The sequence below is a fragment of the Cupriavidus sp. 05L310 genome (assembly GCF_056398185.1).
This window is the reverse complement of the sequence record NZ_JBFTOX010000012.1, coordinates 114,328-130,942: the sequence shown is the minus strand read 5'-3', so window position 1 is coordinate 130,942 and position 16,615 is coordinate 114,328. Positions and strand designations below refer to the sequence as shown.

Here is a 16,615-nt window from a genome sequence, read left to right as displayed (position 1 = left end):
GCTAGCGGCCGTCAGGTGGTGCCGCCCCCAGCGCAGGAACCGGCACGTACATGGGTACGCGAGGGTTCCGAGCAGCGGACGGTGCCGCATGGCGGCCGCGCGGTAGCCCTGAATGCGAATGTTCAGGCGTCGGCTTGTTTGACGGTGCACATCAACTCAGCTTCGCAAGCCACCTTCTCGTCGACGGTGGCAAACGCCTTGAACTTCCAGATGCCGCGGATATAGCGCTCTACGGATACGGTCATGTGCAGCTGGTCGCCCGGCGTCACAACCTGCTTGAAGCGCGCGCCGTCGATGCCGACGAAGTAGTAAAGCGAGCCTTCCTTGCGCTCCATGTCGGCGCCAAAGGTCAGCAGGCCGGCCGACTGCGCCAGCGCTTCAAGGATCATCACGCCCGGCATCACGGGGTGACCCGGGAAATGGCCCTGGAAGTACGGCTCGTTCATGGTGACGTTCTTCAGCGTTTTGATACGCTTCTGCGGCTCCAGTTCAAGCACGCGGTCTACCATCAGGAACGGGTAACGATGCGGCAGCAGCTTGAGGATCTTGCGGATGTCGATATCGACGGCGTTCATGATTTTTTCTCTTCGGTATGCTGGATAGAATTGCCGGCGTCCTGGCCTTGCAGGCGTTTTTCGAGCTGGATCACGCGCTCGCGCAATTTGCTCAGCCCTCGCAAGGTGGCCGCGGTGCGTTCCCAGTCGCCATGCGGCTGGACCGGGAACACGCTGGTGAAATGACCGCCGGGCTTGGTAATGGATTTAGTGATCGACGTGCCACCGGAAACCGTGGTGCGGTCGGCAATGTTCAGATGGCCGGCAAAGTTGGCCGAGCCCCCGATGACGCAAAAGCGGCCGATCTTGGTACTGCCGGCAATCGCCGCGCAGCCCGCGATCACAGTATGCGCGCCCACGCGCACGTTATGCGCGATCTGCACCTGGTTGTCGAGCTTGCAGCCGTCCTCGATGACCGTATCGGCCATGGCGCCGCGATCGATCGCGGTATTGGCGCCCACCTCGACATCGTTACCCAACACCGCGCGGCCGGTCTGGGGAATCTTGACGTACTCCACGCCGCCCGGGCCGATGTCCGGGGCAAAGCCAAAGCCATCGGCGCCCAGCACCGCCCCGCTGTGCAGTATGCATCGCATGCCCACCACGCATTGATGATAGATCGAGACATTGGCGTAGATCAGCGTGTCGTCGCCAATCCGCGCCCCGGTACCGACAAAGCCGTTGGCCAGGATACGCACCCGTTCGCCTAGCCGTGCCCCGCTCTCGATCACCACATTGGGCCCGATAAAGCACGAAGCCGGCACTACGGCATCCGGCGCCACGCTGGCGCGCGGGTCGATGCCGGTACGATGGTCGGTATTGGCACGGCGCTCGAAGCCCTGCGCGATACGTGCAAAGCACACGTAGGGATTGCGCGCGACCAGCCAGTTGCGGCCGTCGGCCTGGCCTTCAGCCCGGATGCGCTCGAGGTCGGCTGCGGACACGATCACGGCACCGGCGCCGGACGCCAGCGCCTGTGGCAGGTACAGGGGGTTGGAGAGGAACGAGAGCTGGTCGGAGCCGGCCTGGTCGAGCGGCGCGAGGCCGCGCACAGCGAGGTCGGGATCACCCACAACCTGCGCGCCGGTATCGGTGGCGAGCTGACCCAGTGTGGGTGTTTGCATGGCAGTACTTCCTTGGACTGTGAAAACAGGCAGGCTTACTTGCTGCCGGCGTTCAGCGCTTTCATCACATCATCGGTGATGTCGATGCGAGGATTGACATAGACGGCTTCCTGCACGATCAGGTCGTACTTGCGCTGTTCTGCAAGCTGGCGGATCACGCGGTTGGCACGCTCGAGCACCTGGGCCAGTTCCTCATTGCGGCGCTGGTTCAGGTCCTCGCGGAATTCGCGTTGCTTGCGCTGGAATTCGCGGTCGAGATCGGCGACTTCGCGCTGACGGCGTTGGCGGTCGGCGTCAGCCAGCACGGCAGTGTCCTTGTCGAGCTTGTCGGCCATGCCCTTGATCTTCTGGGCCATGTCCTGCAGCTCGCGGTCGCGCTTGGAGAATTCCTGTTCCAGCTTGACCTGGGCCTGCTTGGCAGGCACCGAGTCACGCAGGATACGCTCGGAATTCACCGCGGCAATGCGTGCTTCCTGCGCCATGGCGGGCGCGGCAGCCAGCAGCGCGCCAGCCGTCAGCGCGGCGGCCGTCAGGCTCTTGATCAGTGGGAATGTTGTTTTCATAAATACGTTCCTCAATCTTCTATTCTCTATTCTCGCTCAGAACGCGGTACCGATCTGGAACTGGAAGCGCTGTACCTTGTCGGTCTCATCCTTCTTCAGCGGGAAGCCCACGCTGATCTTGAGCGGACCGATCGGCGACAGCCACGACATGCCCACACCCGTCGAATACTTCAGCTGGCTGAACAACAGCGGCGTGCCTTCCTGGTACACGTTACCAAAGTCGAAGAAGGTGAACAGGCGCAGCGTCCGGTCCACGCCCGAACCCGGCAGCGGGAAGATGAACTCGACGTTACCAATCATCTTGGAGGCGCCGCCAGTCGGGTTGCCGTTCTGGTCCTTCGGGCCCAGCGTGCTGGTCTGGTAGCCGCGAACCGAGCCGATACCGCCGGCGTAGAAGTTCTTGAACACCGGGAACGGCGTGTTGCCGTAGCCATGACCGTAGGCCACTTCACCGTTGAAAGCCATCGTGAAGGCTTTCGACAGCGGATAGAAATACTGCTGCTGGATACTGGCGCGATAGTACTGCGTATCGCCACCGGGCACGCCCACTTCAAGGTTGGCCTGCGTGTAGGGTCCCTTGGTCGGGACCAGCGCGCTGTCGCGCCGGTCGCGGGCCCAGCCGATCGTGAACGGGAAGTTGTTGATCGGGTCGCCGCTGTTTTTGCCGATCTTCGTCAGCCACTGGGTGTACTGGATCGGCGTGTTCACCGAGGTGTAGACCTGGCTGCGCTCGTAGCCGATACCGAAGAACACCGTATCGACTTCCGAGAACGGCACGCCGAACTTGAAGCCACCGCCCATCGACACGATCTTGTAGTCCTGGTCGCCGGTGTAGTACAGCGGCCGCGACGTACGATAGTAAACATCGGTCGAGCGGCTGATGCCGTCGACCGTGAAGTACGGATCGTACTGCGTCAGCGAGATGGTGCGGAAGGACTTCGCGGTGTTGACGTCCAGGCCCAGGCTGGTACCCGAACCGAACACGTTGTCCTGGCGCAGGCCGGCCTGCAGCACCAGCTTGTCCGTGGAGGAGAAGCCCAGGCCCAGGCTGATCTGCCCGGTCGGCTTCTCGGTCACGTTGACGTTCACATCGACCTGGTCAGGCGCGCCGGACACGTCCTCGGTCGTGATGTTGGTATCGGTGAAGTAGCCGGTACGGTTGATACGCGCCTGCGACTGGGTCAGCTTTTCGCTGTCGAACCACGAGCTTTCCATCTGGCGCATTTCGCGCCGCACCACTTCATCGCGGGTCTTGCTGTTGCCCACCACGTTGACGCGGCGCACATAGACGCGACGGCCCGGATCGACCATCAGGGTCAGCGCGACCTCGCGCTTTTCCTTGTCGATCTGCGGCTGCGGATTGATGGTGGTGAACGCATAGCCGTAGGTGCCCAGCAGATCGGTAATGGCCTTGGTGCTCTGGGTCAGCTTCTCGGATGAAAAGACCTCGCCCTTCTGCAGCTTGAGCAGCTTTTCCATCTCGGCCTGCTTGCCGAGCAGTTCGCCTGCCAGGCGGATGTCCGACACCTTGTACTGGTCGCCTTCCTTGATGTTCAGCGTCAGGAAGATGTCCTTCTTGTCCGGCGTGATCGACACCTGGGTCGATTCGATGGCGAACTCGAGGTAGCCGCGGTTCAGGTAATACGAACGCAGCGATTCCAGGTCGGCAGTGAGCTTCTGCTTGGAATACAGGTCGTTCTTGGTGTACCAGGACAGCCAGTTCGGGGTCGACAGCTGCATTTCATCGCGCAGCGTGCTTTCCTTGAAGGCCTTGTTGCCGACGATATTGATCTGGCGGATCTTGGCCACCGGGCCTTCGTCGACATTGAACACCACCGACACGCGATTGCGGTCGACCGGGGTGATCGTGGTCTGGACGTCGGCGGCATAGTAGCCGCGCGCCACGTACTGGCGCTTGAGTTCCTGCTCTGCCTTGTCGATCAGGGCCTTGTCGTAATACCGGGCTTCGGCCACGCCCACCGCGCGCAACGAGCGGCGCAGGGTGTCCTTGTCGAATTCCTTGATGCCGACGAATTCGAGCTGGGAAATGGCGGGACGCTCTTCCACCTGGACCACCAGCACGCCGTCCTCGGAACGGATCTGGACGTCCTTGAAGAACCCGGTGTTATACAGGGCACGAATGGCGTCCGCGCCCTTGTCGTCGCTGAAGGTCTCGCCGACCTTGACCGGCAGGTAGCCGAACACCGTACCCGGCTCAACCCGCTGCAGGCCCTCGACACGAATGTCCTTGACGACGAATGGCTCCGCGGCCCAACTCACTGGGGTCCAGGCCGCGATGATGGCACTCGCCAGCACGCCCAGCGAGATGCGCTTATGTCTGATCAATCTTGATCCCCTCTTTGATTCCATGCAGGATTGGGCTCCGATGCTTCACGGGGCTGCGCCTTGGCTCAGCATCCGGCGCGTGGTGCCAGTGACACCGACACGCCGCTGCCGGCAACCTACGTCTAGCCGCGCGCAAGAAACAGCCGGCTGACGTCGTTGAACAAGGCGAGCGAAGTCAGGAGCAAGACGCAGGCGATGCCGACCTTCTGCAGCACAGCCTGCCAATGGTCTGGTACGGGCCTGCCAGTCAAAAATTCAACGCAATAATACAGCAAATGCCCCCCATCCAATACCGGAATAGGTAACAAATTCAATACACCGAGGCTAACACTGACCAACGCCAGGAAGCCGACAAAGGGCTGCCATCCGAGGTGGGCGGCACGCCCGGCGTAGTCCGCCACGGTCAGCGGCCCGCTCAGGTTTTGCAGCGACGCCTGCCCCACCAGCATCTTGCCAAGCAGCTTGAGCGAGAGCGCGCTGGTGCTCCACACCTGCCCGATGGAGCGCGTCAGCGCTTCGACCGGCTGGTAGCGCACGGTCTCCATCTCGACCGCCTGGCTCAGCGCGGCACCCAGCTTGCCGGTGCCAGCCGCGGGTGCGCTGGCACCCTCGGCGGCGGACACCGTGTCGAGTTTCACCGGCACGTCCAGGCGTCGCCCGTCGCGCTCGATGCCGAGCGTGACCTCCGCGCCGGGCCGCGCCCTGACGCCACGGATCAGTTCGCCGGCCTGGGTAAGCGCTTGTCCTTGCCAGGCCACGACGCGGTCGCCCTGGCGCAGGCCGGCGCGTTGCGCGGCGGAATCCGGCAGGACCTCGGTAATGGTGACCGGACCGCCCTTGAGGGCCAGCCCCAGCGTGGCAAGCGGATCCTGCTCCGGGTTGCCGCCAGTATTCGGCAAGCGCGGCAGTTTCACATCGCGCTCAGCGCCGTCGGCCGCGCGCACGTGCAGCACCGCGCTGGCGTCGCCGAATCCCTGCGCGAATATGGCCATGCGCAGGTCATTCCAGGAACGCACCTGCTCGGTCTCGCCGTTGGCCTGCAACGCGAGGACGCGATCGCCCTCCCGCAAGCCCGCCTCTGCCGCGGGCGTGCCTGCGGACGGCGCCGCGACGATGGGAGCCGCCTCTCGCATGCCGCCGGCAAACAGTACGAAATACAGCACCACCGCCAGGGCAAAATTGGCCAGCGGCCCGGCTGCGACAATCGCGAAACGCTTGCCTACCGGCTGCCGGTTGAACGCGCGCGGCAAATCCGCCGGATCAATGGGCGCGTCGTGCTCCGGATCGCTCTCGCGCTCGTCGAGCATCTTGACATAGCCCCCGAGCGGAATCGCGGCGATGGTCCATTCGGTGCGATCGCGCCCCTTGGACACCCAGCGCAGCAGCGGCCGGCCGAAGCCGATCGAGAAACGCAACACCTTGACTCCGCACAGGCGCGCGGCCAGGTAGTGCCCCATCTCATGGAAATAGATCAGGATGCACAGGGCAGCGACGAAAGCGATTACGGTTTGCATGGCTGGCAGCTTGTCGTCAGGGGCTTACCGCCCCGATGGCACAAAGGACACACCGGGCGTCAGGCCCGGCAACCGGCGGTCCGGCATTTGCCGGAACACCGCTATTGTCGCCGATCCCGGCATCGCCCCCCGCCGGCTTCAGCACGAGCCGGCGCTATCCAGCAAGGCGCCGGCGCGGCGGCGCGCCTCGCGGTCGGCGTCCAGCACGCCCTCCAGGGTGTCGGCGCTGCCTTGCGCGGCCTGCCCGAGCACATCGCCCACAATGCGCGCGATGTCGGTGAACCGTATCCGACCTTGCAGGAACGCATCGACCGCGACCTCGTTGGCCGCGTTCAGGATCACCGGAGCGACCCCGCCCGCGCGCAGGGCGTCGAACGCCAGGCCGAGGCAGGGAAAGCGCATGAGGTCCGGGGTTTCGAAGGTGAGCGCGCCGGCGCGGGTGAGATCCAGCGGAGAAACGCCGGCGTGCATGCGCTCGGGATACGCCAGCCCGTAGGCGATCGGCGTGCGCATATCGGGGTTGCCGAGCTGGGCCAGCACCGAACCGTCGGCATAGGACACCATGGAATGCACGATGCTCTGCGGATGGATCAGGACTTCGATGCGCTCGGCGGGCGCGGCGAACAGCCAGTGCGCCTCGATCACCTCCAGCCCCTTGTTCATCATGGTGGCGGAGTCCACCGAGATCTTGCGGCCCATCACCCAGTTAGGGTGGGCGCAGGCCTCGTCGGGCGAGATATCGCGCAGCGTGGCCGGGTCGCGGGTCCTGAAAGGCCCGCCGGATGCGGTCAGCACGATCTTGGACACACCCGCGCGGAAACGTGGATCGTCGGCCGGCAGGCATTGGAAGATGGCATTGTGCTCGCTGTCGATCGGCAGCAGCGTGGCACCATGCTCGCGTACGGCATCCATGAAGAGCCGGCCCGACATCACCAGCGCTTCCTTGTTGGCCAGCAGCACGCGCTTGCCGGCCCGCGCCGCGGCGAGCGTGGGGCGCAGCCCGGCAGCGCCGACGATGGCGGCCATCACCGAATCGACCGCCGGATCCGCCGCTACCGCTTCCAGCGCCGCCTCGCCGTAGCCAACCTCGGTCTTGACGCCATCGGCCCGCAGCAGCGCTTCCAGCTCGCCAGCGGCCTGCGCGGTGCCCACCACGGCATGGGCCGGGCGGAACTCGCGGCACAGGGCGGCCAGCTTGTCGACCTGCCGGTGCGCCGTCAGCGCATGCACGGCATAGCGTTCGGGGTGGCGCTTGACCACATCAAGCGTGCTGTCCCCGATCGAGCCAGTGGCACCCAGTACGGTAATACGACGCATATCAGATCAACTCAAAGATAAATGGCCAGCAACGCGGCCAGCGGGAATACGGGCAGCAGCGCGTCGATGCGATCGAGCACGCCGCCATGGCCTGGCAACAGCCTGCTGCTGTCCTTCATGCCGACCTGCCGCTTGAGCAGCGACTCGAACAGGTCGCCGACCACGCTGGCGATCACCAGCAGTGTCGAGAGCAGCGTCACGGCGGCCAGGCCGCTATGACCGGCCATGCGCGAAAACCAGGTCGGCGCAAAAGCCTGGGTAGCGGCCAGCGACAGGGCAATCGCCAGGACCAGCACCCAGCCGCCGATGGCACCTTCCCAGGACTTGCCCGGGCTGATGGCGGGTGCGAGTTTGCGCTTTCCGATGGCCTTGCCGACGAAATAGGCGCCGATATCGGCCGCCCAGACCAGCACTGCCACCGACAGCAGCACCCCGATGCCCAGCTCGCGCAGGATCAGGGTGGCCTGGCCGAAGGCCGGCAGCATGAACAAACCGAGAATGGCGCCCAGCAGCGTAAAGGCCGGTGTGGCACGACGCACGCCCCGTGCCAGCAAGACCACCGCCACACCCCAGCAAGCCACGCCGATCTGCAGCAGGAGCGTCAGCGCCTGCCGGCCAGCGGCATCATGCCAGCCAATCAGCGCCACCAGGCAGGCCAGGGCATAGACATAGGGCCAGGGGCCGCGCAGCCCGATCAGCCGGCCGAACTCCCAGCCCGCCAGGACGACAATCACCGCCACCAGGCCGGCCAGCGCCGACGGCGGCGCCAGGAAGAGGATCGGCAGGATCAGCAGCAACAGGCATACGGCGGTGATGACACGGGTAAGGAGCATGCGCTGCGGAGTTCCGGTGAAAAAAGAAAACGATCAGGCGGTGCCGGAAAGGCCGGAGGGCGCCACCACTTGCGCGCTGGTACGGCCGAAACGGCGCTCGCGCTGCCGGTACGAGGCAAACGCCTTGTCGAGCTCGGCCGCACCGAAATCCGGCCAGAACACATCGGTGAAATAAAGTTCGGAGTATGCCAGTTGCCACAGCAGGAAATTGCTGATGCGCTGTTCGCCGCCGGTACGGATGAACAAGTCCGGCTCGGGCGCATAGGCCATGGCCAAGTGCGGGGCGAGTACGGCTTCATCGACTGCCTCCGGCTCGAGCATGGGCGAGCGCGCCAGCATCTTGCGCATCGCCTGCAGCAAGTCCCAGCGGCCGCCATAATTGGCGGCGATGGTCACTGTCAGCCCGGTGTTGCCGGCCGTGCGGGCCTCGGCATCGGCGATCAGTTGCTGGATGCGCGGGCTGAAGCGGCCCAGGTCGCCAACCACCCTCACCCGGATGTTGTTGGCGTGCATCTTGACCACCTCGCGGCGCAGCGCGGTCATGAACAGCCGCATCAGGAACGAGACTTCGTCGGCCGGGCGGCGCCAGTTCTCGGAACTGAACGCGAACAGGGTCAGGTACTGCACGCCACGCGCCGCGCAAGCCTCCACCACCGCCCGGACTGCATCCAGGCCACGGCTGTGGCCGGCAACGCGCGGCAGATGCCGCTGGGTCGCCCAACGGCCGTTGCCATCCATGATGATGGCAACGTGACGGGGCACATAGGTGGATTCGGGGACGCTAAGCGTGGAACTGATGTGATGCATGATTGGAAACGGTAGCGGACACAGCGGCGGCTTGCAAGCCGCCGCACCTTGCGTCACACCGTCATGATCTCCTTGTCCTTCTCGGCAACCATCCTGTCGATTTCGGCAACGAACTTGTCGGTCAGCTTCTGGACGTCGTCCTGGCCGCGGCGCTCGTCATCCTCGGAAATCGACTTGTCCTTGACCAGCTTCTTGAACTGCTCGTTGGCATCGCGGCGCAGGTTGCGCACGGCGACCTTGGCACCCTCGGCCTCGCCCTTGACGACCTTGGCGAGTTCCTTGCGGCGCTCTTCGGTCAGCATGGGCATCGGCACGCGAATGGTTTCGCCCATGGTGGCCGGGTTCAGGCCGAGATCGGCATCGCGGATAGCCTTCTCGATGGCGCCGACCATCTTCTTTTCCCACGGCTGCACGCTGATGGTGCGGGAATCGGCCAGGCCGACGTTGGCCACCTGGCTGATCGGCACCGGCGAACCGTAATAATCCACCTGGACATGGTCAAGCAGACCCGTATGGGCACGACCAGTGCGAATCTTGGCCAGGTCGGCCTTGAACGCTTCAATGGTCTTCACCATCTTCTGCTCGGCGCTCTTCTTGATGTCGGCGACGCTCATCTTTACCTCCAAAACGGGTAATCATGACCCCGGATACCGGGATCGAAAATGAATCATTCTACTCTTTGCCGGACCGCATGCCACTCCTGGCGGCCACGCACCGGCGGCTGGCCAGCGATCAGACGTGCACCAGCGTACCCTCATCCTCGCCAAGAATCACGCGCTTGAGCGCACCCGGCTTCACAATCGAGAACACCTTGATCGGCAGCTTCTGGTCGCGGCAAAGGGCAAATGCCGTGGCATCCATCACCTGCAGGTTGCGCGAGATGGCCTCGTCGAAGGAAATGGTCGTGTAGCGCGTGGCGCTGGGGTCTTTCTTGGGGTCGGCCGTATAAACGCCGTCCACCTTGGTTGCCTTGAGCACGATCTCCGCGCCGATTTCCGCGCCGCGCAGGGCTGCCGCGGTGTCGGTCGTGAAAAAGGGATTGCCGGTGCCGGCGGCGAAGATCACCACCTTGCCCTCTTCCAGCTGGCGGATGGCGCGCGGGCGGATGTAAGGCTCGACCACCTGGTCCATGCGCAGGGCCGATTGCACGCGGCCCACGATGTCGGCGTGGCGCATCGCGTCCTGCAGCGCCAGCGCATTCATCATGGTGGCCAGCATGCCCATGTAGTCGGCCGTGGCGCGGTCCATGCCCGCCGCCCCGCCGGCCACGCCGCGGAAGATATTGCCGCCGCCAATCACCACCGCGACCTGGACGCCGAGCCTGACGATCTCGGCAATATCATTGACCATGGCCTCGATAGTGGCGCGGTTGATGCCGAAGGCATCATCGCCCATCAGGGCCTCGCCGGACAATTTCAGTAGGACGCGCTTATAGGCTGGCATATTGATCCCCGGAGCTGGTTCGGCTCGCACGAGCGAGCCGGAAATTTGAATGCGTGCGGCACGGATCGGCGTGCCGCCGCTGTAAAAGCCGGTTTTCGGGGTGGCCTGCTCCTGCACGGCAAACGCACGGCAAGTCAGACGACCGCGGAAACGGGCTACGGCGCCCGCGCCGCACGGGTAAGCGTGGCGCGGTCATTTGTGCCGAGGGGCACCTCGCGGTGCCCCTCGGCATTATACGGCGGCCGCCGGGGCACCCTGCCGGGTACCCGCCTGGCCGCCAGGACTTCAGGCCTTCTGCGCGGCGGCCACCTGGGCGGCCACTTCGGCGGCGAAGTCGTCCTGCTTCTTCTCGATGCCTTCGCCGACCACGTACAGGGTGAAGCCCTTGACCGTGGTGTTGACGGACTTGAGCATCTGCTCGACGGTCTGCTTGTCGTTCTTCACGAAGGTCTGGTTGAACAGCGACACTTCCTTCAGGTACTTCTGCACCGAACCGTCGACCATCTTGGCGACGATTTCAGCCGGCTTGCCCGATTCGGCGGCCTTCTGCTCGGCGATGCTGCGCTCCTTGGCGATCAGCTCGGCGGGCACGTCGGCGGACGACAGAGACACCGGCTTCATCGCGGCAACGTGCATGGCCACGTCCTTGGCGGCGGTTTCGTCGCCTTCGAACTCGACCATCACGCCGATGCGGGTGCCGTGCAGGTAGGCGGCCAGCTTGCCGCCGTTTGCGTAGCGCACGAAGCGGCGGATCGCCAGGTTTTCGCCGATCTTGCCGATCAGGGCGGTACGGGTGGCTTCAACGGAAACACCGTCGATTTCCAGCGCCGACAGCGCGGCCACGTCGGCCGGGTTCTGCTTGGCGACCAGTTCGGCGACCTTGGCCGAGAACGCCAGGAAGTCGTCGTTCTTCGACACGAAGTCGGTTTCGCAGTTCAGTTCCACCAGCGCACCGGTGTTGCCGTCGATGTACGACACGACCACGCCTTCGGCGGTGACGCGCGAAGCGGCCTTGCTGGCCTTGTTGCCCAGCTTGACGCGCAGCAGCTCTTCAGCTTTTTCCAGGTTGCCGTCGGCCTCGGTCAGGGCCTTCTTGCATTCCATCATCGGCGCGTCGGTCTTTGCGCGCAGTTCTGCCACCATGCTTGCGGTAATTGCCGCCATTTGTCACTCCTTGAATGGTTCGCCCCGGCCTGCCCGCAATCGATCTGGCGGGCCCGGGACCGGGGGTATGTTCAACTTCACCCGCGCCAGATGATGCCTGCGGCGGATGACAACAATTCGAAAAAAGGGGGCGTAAGATTCGCCCCCTTGATTGCCGAAAAGCCCCGGCTGCGCGCAGCGCACCGGCCCAGGGGCCGGTCGGCTAGCGGTGATGGTCAGCTTGCTGTGCGCGCGGTACGGGGTCCTTTCGGCAGCAAGCGCTTAGGCTTCTTCGACTTCGACGAAATCGTCGCCGCCGCGAGCGGCTTCAACCACGTCCTGCACGGCGTTTGCACGGCCTTCCAGGATCGCGTCGGCCACGCCGCGCACGTACAGGGCAACTGCCTTGCTCGAGTCGTCGTTACCGGGGATCACATAGTCGATGCCTTCCGGCGAGTGGTTGGTATCGACCACGCCGATCACGGGCACGCCCAGCTTCTTGGCTTCGGTCACGGCAATCTTGTGGTAGCCGACGTCGACCACGAAGATAGCGTCAGGCACGCCGTTCATGTCCTTGATGCCGCCGATGGACTTTTGCAGCTTGTCCATTTCGCGCTCGAACATCAGCGCTTCCTTCTTGCTCATGGTTTCCAGCGCGCCGGCTTCCTTGGCGGCTTCCATGTCCTTCAGGCGCTTGATCGAGATCTTGACGGTCTTGAAGTTGGTCATCATGCCGCCGAGCCAGCGGGCGTCGACGTAAGGCATGCCTGCGCGGCCTGCTTCTTCAGCCAGGATTTCGCGCGATTGACGCTTGGTGCCCACGAACAGCACGGTGCCGCGGTTTGCTGCCAGTTGACGCACGTACTTCAGCGCGTCCTGGAACATCGGCAACGTCTTTTCGAGGTTGATAATATGGATCTTGTTGCGATGGCCGAAGATGTACGGAGCCATCTTGGGGTTCCAGAAGCGGGTTTGGTGGCCGAAGTGGCAACCGGCTTCCAGCATTTCGCGCATGGTAACGGACATGAAAATCTCCAAAAGGGTTAGGTCTGAAGGCCGCCCCGACATTCCTGAAAAGGAACACCCCGGATGGACGGACTCGCAATTTCAAACTTCAAACAATTCACAAGCGCCGGGCGCCTGCAAACAAAGCGAACACGCAACAACAAGTAACGTGCCCGGCCTAGCAACCACCAGCCACGCCACCGCATGCATCGCCGGGTGACGAAAAGCCGAAAGAAAGCCAGCCCAAGATTGTAGCAACAAAACAGGACTTCGCTCAAGAGGCTAACTATGATGGGGAAGGTGGGCAGCCGTCGGAAAGCCCCGGGGCGCCTCGCGCGCCTCCCCGCGCTTGCGCCGCCCGCCCGGACCGCGCCCGCATCCGGCGCAGCCCGTTTTCGGCTGCGGTCGATGCCCGATGGTGCGATAATCCCACTTTCAGATTCGAATTAAGGCGCAGCCAGTGGCTTCGCCGCCACTTTTGCGAGTAGCATGAGCATCCATATCAAGAACGCCGACGACATCGCCCAAATGCGGGTAGCCTGCCGGCTGGCCTCCGAGGTCCTCGACTACATCACGCCCTTCGTCAAGCCGGGCGTCACCACCGGCGAACTCGACCGGCTGTGCCACGCCTATATGCGCGATGTGCAGGGCACGGTGCCGGCGCCGCTGAATTATGCGCCCCCGGGCTACCCCCCCTTCCCTGGCGCCATCTGCACCTCGGTCAACGACGTGATCTGCCACGGCATCCCGGGCGAGCGCGTGCTGAAGTCCGGCGACGCGGTCAATCTCGATATCACCGTGATCACCAAGGAAGGCTACTACGGCGACACCAGCCGCATGTTCATCGCCGGCGAGGGCTCGATCCTGGCCAAGCGCCTGGCCCAGATCACGTTCGAGTGCATGTGGAAAGGCATCGCCCAGGTGCGCCCCGGTGCCCGCCTCGGCGACATCGGCCATGTGATCCAGGTCCATGCGGAAGCCGCCGGCTATACCGTGGTGCGCGAATACTGCGGCCACGGCATCGGCAAGAACTTCCACGAAGACCCGCAGATCCTGCATTACGGCCGCCCGGGCACCGGCATGGAGATCCAGGCCGGCATGATCTTCACGATCGAGCCGATGGTCAACGCCGGCAAGCGCGACATCCGCACCATGCCAGACCACTGGACCGTCAAGACCCGCGACCGCAGCCTGTCGGCGCAATGGGAGCACACCATCCTGGTGACCGAGACCGGCTATGACGTGCTGACGGTCTCCGAGGGTACGCAGGCGCCACCCGCCTTCATTACGGATTCTGTCGCAGCCTGACGCTACGGGCGCCAAAGTTGGCGCCCTTCTTATTTCAGCCGTCCCTTCGATGCACTCAGCCCCAGCCATGGACGCCACGCCGGAACTCATCCTCGCCACCCGTGTTCGCGATCAGCTCAAAGCCGACAAGCAAGCCGTGTTCGAGGATTTCAACGCGCACGGCCACGTCGGCCAGCTGCTGACGCGCCTGCGGCGCGCGGTGGACAACGCGCTGACCGAAGCCTGGCGCGGACTGGGCCTGCCGGCGCATAGCGCGCTGGTGGCCGTGGGGGGCTACGGGCGCGGCGAACTGTTCCCGTATTCCGACGTGGACGTGCTGCTGCTGCTGCCGTCGGAACCCGACCAGGACACCACCGAACGGCTGGAGAAGTTCATCGGCCTGTGCTGGGATCTCGGGCTCGAAATCGGCTCCGCCGTGCGTACCGTGGACGACTGCATCCGCGAATCGCGCCAGGACGTGACCATCCAGACGTCCCTGCTCGAAGCGCGCCTGCTGACGGGCAACCGCGCGCTCTTCACCGAGCTGCAGACGCGCTACCAGGCCGACCTGGACCCGCGCGCCTTCTTCCAGGCCAAGCTGCTGGAAATGCGCCAGCGCCATGCCAAATATCAGGACACGCCCTACTCGCTCGAACCCAACAGCAAGGAAAGCCCCGGCGGCCTGCGCGACCTGCAGGTCATCCTGTGGATGACCAAGGCGGCGGGCCTGGGGGATAGCTGGAAAGAACTGTTCGAGCGCGACCTGCTGAGCGAACGCGAAGCGCAGGAACTGGCGCGCAACGAGCGACTGCTCAAGACCATCCGCGCGCGCCTGCACCTGGTCGCCGGACGCCGCCAGGACGTATTGGTGTTCGACCTGCAGACCGCGCTGGCCGAGGCCTTCGGCTACCGCCAGAACAACAACAAGCGCGCCAGCGAGCAGCTGATGCGCCGTTACTACTGGGCGGCCAAGGCGGTCACGCAGCTCAATATCGTGCTGCTGCTCAATATCGAGGCCATGCTGTTCCCCAGCGAATCCAAGGTGACGCGCGTCATCAACGAGCGCTTCGTGGAACGCCAGGGCATGCTGGAGATCACCAGCGACGATCTCTACGAGCGCGAACCCCACGCCATCCTGGAAACCTTCCTGGTGTACGAGCGCACACCCGGCGTCAAGGGCCTGTCGCCCCGCACGCTGCGCGGCCTGTACAACGCCCGCACGGTGATGGATGCCGGCTGGCGCAACGATCCGGAAAACCGCCGCCTGTTCCTTGCCATCGTGCAGGAGCCGCAGGGCATCACCCACGCGCTGCGGCTGATGAACCAGACCAGCGTGCTGGGCCGCTACCTGATCAACTTCCGCCGCATCGTCGGGCAGATGCAGCACGACCTGTTCCACGTCTATACGGTGGACCAGCACATCCTGATGGTGGTGCGCAACATGCGCCGCTTCGCCATTGTCGAGCACACCCACGAGTTCCCCTTCTGCAGCCAGTTGATGGCAACCTTCGACCGTCCCTGGGTGCTGTGGGTGGCTGCGCTGTTCCACGATATCGCCAAAGGCCGCGGCGGCGACCACTCCAAGCTCGGCACCGCCGATGCGCGGCGCTTTTGCAAGCAGCACGGCATCGGCCGCGAGGATACCGACCTGATCGCCTGGCTGGTCGAGCATCACCTGACCATGAGCCATGTGGCGCAGAAGCAGGACCTGACCGATGCCGACGTGATCCATGCGTTCGCGCGGGTGGTCGGCACCGAGCGCTACCTGACCGCGCTCTACCTGCTGACCGTGGCCGATATCCGCGGCACCAGCCCCAAGGTGTGGAACGCGTGGAAAGGCAAACTGCTGGAAGACCTCTACCGCATCACGCTGCGCGTGCTGGGCGGCGCCCGCGTCGATCCGCATTCGCTGTGGGCGCAGCGCAGGGACGACACGATCGCCCAGCTACGGCTCAAGGCGTTTGACCCGGAACTGGGCAAGCCGCTGTGGGCCCAGCTCGACGTCGCCTTTTTCCTGCGCCACGATGCGCGCGACATCGCCTGGCTCACGCGCCACCTGTACAACAAGGTGGACAGCCCAACGCCGGTGGTCAAGGCGCGCCTGTCGCCCGCCGGCGAAGGCCTGCAGGTAGCGGTCTACGTCAAGGACCAGCCCGACGTATTCGCCCGCATCTGCGGCTATTTCGAACGCAAGAGCTTCTCCATCCAGGAAGCCAAGATCCACACCACCCGGCACGGCTACGCGCTCGATACCTTCCAGGTAACCGATCCGGGCATCAGCAGCGATGCGAGCGGCAATTACCGCGACATCATTGCGCTGGTAGAGCACGAACTGGCCGAGCGCCTGCAGCAGCAGGCTGCCCTGCCGGAACCCACCCAGGGACGGCTGTCGCGCCAGTCGCGCAGCTTCCCGATCAAGCCGCGTGTCGACCTGCGTGCCGACGAGCGCGGCCAGTATTACCTGCTGTCGCTCTCGGCCAACGACCGCACCGGTCTTTTGTACGCCATCTCGCGCGTATTGGCCAAACATCGCATCTCGGTGCATACCGCCCGCATCAACACGCTCGGTGAGCGGGTGGAAGACGTTTTCCTGGTCGACGGCAGCCGCCTCGCCTCGGATAACAAACTGCAGTTACAGCTCGAACAGGACCTGCTGGCGGCGCTGGCCATCTAGGCCGG

14 protein-coding genes and 1 pseudogene are annotated in these 16,615 nt (G+C 64.3%); 3 read left to right on the top strand and 12 right to left on the bottom strand.

What is annotated here, in order from left to right:
* Window positions 1-122: 122 nt before the first annotated feature.
* The 12 genes from fabZ to rpsB all read right to left on the bottom strand — a co-directional run bounded on the left by fabZ (window position 123) and on the right by rpsB (window position 12,670).
* Window positions 123-575: a 3-hydroxyacyl-ACP dehydratase FabZ gene (gene fabZ, locus AC1DS6_RS11365; protein WP_045241480.1), complete on the bottom strand. Its 453-nt coding sequence runs from the start codon at window positions 573-575 to the stop codon at window positions 123-125.
* Entirely contained in the window at window positions 572-1,678 is a 1,107-nt protein-coding gene (gene lpxD / locus AC1DS6_RS11360) for a UDP-3-O-(3-hydroxymyristoyl)glucosamine N-acyltransferase (protein WP_477102514.1), read from the bottom strand. The genes fabZ and lpxD overlap by 4 nt, the downstream gene beginning before the upstream one ends.
* Window positions 1,679-1,713: 35 nt before the next feature.
* Window positions 1,714-2,241, bottom strand: coding sequence for an OmpH/Skp family outer membrane protein (locus tag AC1DS6_RS11355; protein ID WP_276290204.1), 528 nt, complete (start codon window positions 2,239-2,241; stop codon window positions 1,714-1,716).
* A gap of 36 nt (window positions 2,242-2,277) precedes the next feature.
* Window positions 2,278-4,611, bottom strand: coding sequence for an outer membrane protein assembly factor BamA (bamA, locus tag AC1DS6_RS11350; protein ID WP_477102513.1), 2,334 nt, complete (start codon window positions 4,609-4,611; stop codon window positions 2,278-2,280).
* A gap of 98 nt (window positions 4,612-4,709) precedes the next feature.
* Complete coding sequence (rseP, locus tag AC1DS6_RS11345) at window positions 4,710-6,101, bottom strand: RIP metalloprotease RseP (protein WP_477102512.1); 1,392 nt, start codon at window positions 6,099-6,101, stop codon at window positions 4,710-4,712.
* A 138-nt stretch (window positions 6,102-6,239) separates the two neighbouring features.
* Complete coding sequence (gene ispC, locus AC1DS6_RS11340; RefSeq protein WP_477102511.1) at window positions 6,240-7,418, bottom strand: 1-deoxy-D-xylulose-5-phosphate reductoisomerase; 1,179 nt, start codon at window positions 7,416-7,418, stop codon at window positions 6,240-6,242.
* Window positions 7,419-7,429: 11 nt separating this feature from the next.
* Window positions 7,430-8,251, bottom strand: a complete 822-nt coding sequence (locus AC1DS6_RS11335; RefSeq protein WP_477102510.1) for a phosphatidate cytidylyltransferase — start codon at window positions 8,249-8,251, stop codon at window positions 7,430-7,432.
* A gap of 33 nt (window positions 8,252-8,284) precedes the next feature.
* Window positions 8,285-9,058 carry an isoprenyl transferase gene (locus tag AC1DS6_RS11330; protein WP_477102509.1) on the bottom strand — a complete coding sequence of 258 codons (774 nt, stop codon included), beginning with the start codon at window positions 9,056-9,058 and terminating at the stop codon, window positions 8,285-8,287.
* A gap of 53 nt (window positions 9,059-9,111) precedes the next feature.
* Window positions 9,112-9,672 (bottom strand): ribosome recycling factor, encoded by a 561-nt coding sequence (frr, locus tag AC1DS6_RS11325; protein WP_441631992.1) that lies wholly within the window; start codon window positions 9,670-9,672, stop codon window positions 9,112-9,114.
* Between the two features lie 118 nt (window positions 9,673-9,790).
* On the bottom strand, window positions 9,791-10,501 hold the full coding sequence (gene pyrH / locus AC1DS6_RS11320) for a UMP kinase (RefSeq protein ID WP_441631994.1): 711 nt from the start codon (window positions 10,499-10,501) through the stop codon (window positions 9,791-9,793).
* 285 nt (window positions 10,502-10,786) lie between these two features.
* Window positions 10,787-11,665: a translation elongation factor Ts gene (gene tsf / locus AC1DS6_RS11315; RefSeq protein WP_045241489.1), complete on the bottom strand. Its 879-nt coding sequence runs from the start codon at window positions 11,663-11,665 to the stop codon at window positions 10,787-10,789.
* Between the two features lie 261 nt (window positions 11,666-11,926).
* Window positions 11,927-12,670: a 30S ribosomal protein S2 gene (rpsB, locus tag AC1DS6_RS11310; RefSeq protein WP_045241490.1), complete on the bottom strand. Its 744-nt coding sequence runs from the start codon at window positions 12,668-12,670 to the stop codon at window positions 11,927-11,929.
* On the opposite strand from rpsB, the gene AC1DS6_RS11305 reads away from it, so the two are divergent.
* From AC1DS6_RS11305 to AC1DS6_RS11295, 3 genes and pseudogenes are all read left to right on the top strand, one after another.
* The gene (locus AC1DS6_RS11305) at window positions 12,669-12,869 is read left to right on the top strand and encodes a hypothetical protein (protein WP_441631998.1); all 201 of its coding nucleotides are present in this window, start codon (window positions 12,669-12,671) and stop codon (window positions 12,867-12,869) included. The genes rpsB and AC1DS6_RS11305 overlap by 2 nt on opposite strands.
* Window positions 12,870-13,135: 266 nt before the next feature.
* Window positions 13,136-13,957 (top strand): annotated as a pseudogene (gene map, locus AC1DS6_RS11300) (type I methionyl aminopeptidase); the annotation flags it as partial.
* Between the two features lie 49 nt (window positions 13,958-14,006).
* The gene (locus tag AC1DS6_RS11295; RefSeq protein ID WP_477102508.1) at window positions 14,007-16,610 is read left to right on the top strand and encodes a [protein-PII] uridylyltransferase; all 2,604 of its coding nucleotides are present in this window, start codon (window positions 14,007-14,009) and stop codon (window positions 16,608-16,610) included.
* The last annotated feature ends 5 nt before the right edge of the window (window positions 16,611-16,615 follow it).

Bases quoted from the DNA above. Each gene is read 5' to 3' on its own strand.
- AC1DS6_RS11330 (WP_477102509.1), bottom strand. From the start codon at position 9,058: ATGCATCACATCAGTTCCACGCTTAGCGTCCCCGAATCCACCTATGTG.
- ispC (WP_477102511.1), bottom strand. From the start codon at position 7,418: ATGCGTCGTATTACCGTACTGGGTGCCACTGGCTCGATCGGGGACAGC.
- AC1DS6_RS11305 (WP_441631998.1), top strand. From the start codon at position 12,669: ATGAAAATCTCCAAAAGGGTTAGGTCTGAAGGCCGCCCCGACATTCCT.
- rseP (WP_477102512.1), bottom strand. From the start codon at position 6,101: ATGCAAACCGTAATCGCTTTCGTCGCTGCCCTGTGCATCCTGATCTAT.
- frr (WP_441631992.1), bottom strand. From the start codon at position 9,672: ATGAGCGTCGCCGACATCAAGAAGAGCGCCGAGCAGAAGATGGTGAAG.
- fabZ (WP_045241480.1), bottom strand. From the start codon at position 575: ATGAACGCCGTCGATATCGACATCCGCAAGATCCTCAAGCTGCTGCCG.
- rpsB (WP_045241490.1), bottom strand. From the start codon at position 12,670: ATGTCCGTTACCATGCGCGAAATGCTGGAAGCCGGTTGCCACTTCGGC.
- lpxD (WP_477102514.1), bottom strand. From the start codon at position 1,678: ATGCAAACACCCACACTGGGTCAGCTCGCCACCGATACCGGCGCGCAG.
- bamA (WP_477102513.1), bottom strand. From the start codon at position 4,611: ATGGAATCAAAGAGGGGATCAAGATTGATCAGACATAAGCGCATCTCG.
- tsf (WP_045241489.1), bottom strand. From the start codon at position 11,665: ATGGCGGCAATTACCGCAAGCATGGTGGCAGAACTGCGCGCAAAGACC.
- AC1DS6_RS11335 (WP_477102510.1), bottom strand. From the start codon at position 8,251: ATGCTCCTTACCCGTGTCATCACCGCCGTATGCCTGTTGCTGCTGATC.
- AC1DS6_RS11355 (WP_276290204.1), bottom strand. From the start codon at position 2,241: ATGAAAACAACATTCCCACTGATCAAGAGCCTGACGGCCGCCGCGCTG.
- AC1DS6_RS11295 (WP_477102508.1), top strand. From the start codon at position 14,007: ATGCACTCAGCCCCAGCCATGGACGCCACGCCGGAACTCATCCTCGCC.
- pyrH (WP_441631994.1), bottom strand. From the start codon at position 10,501: ATGCCAGCCTATAAGCGCGTCCTACTGAAATTGTCCGGCGAGGCCCTG.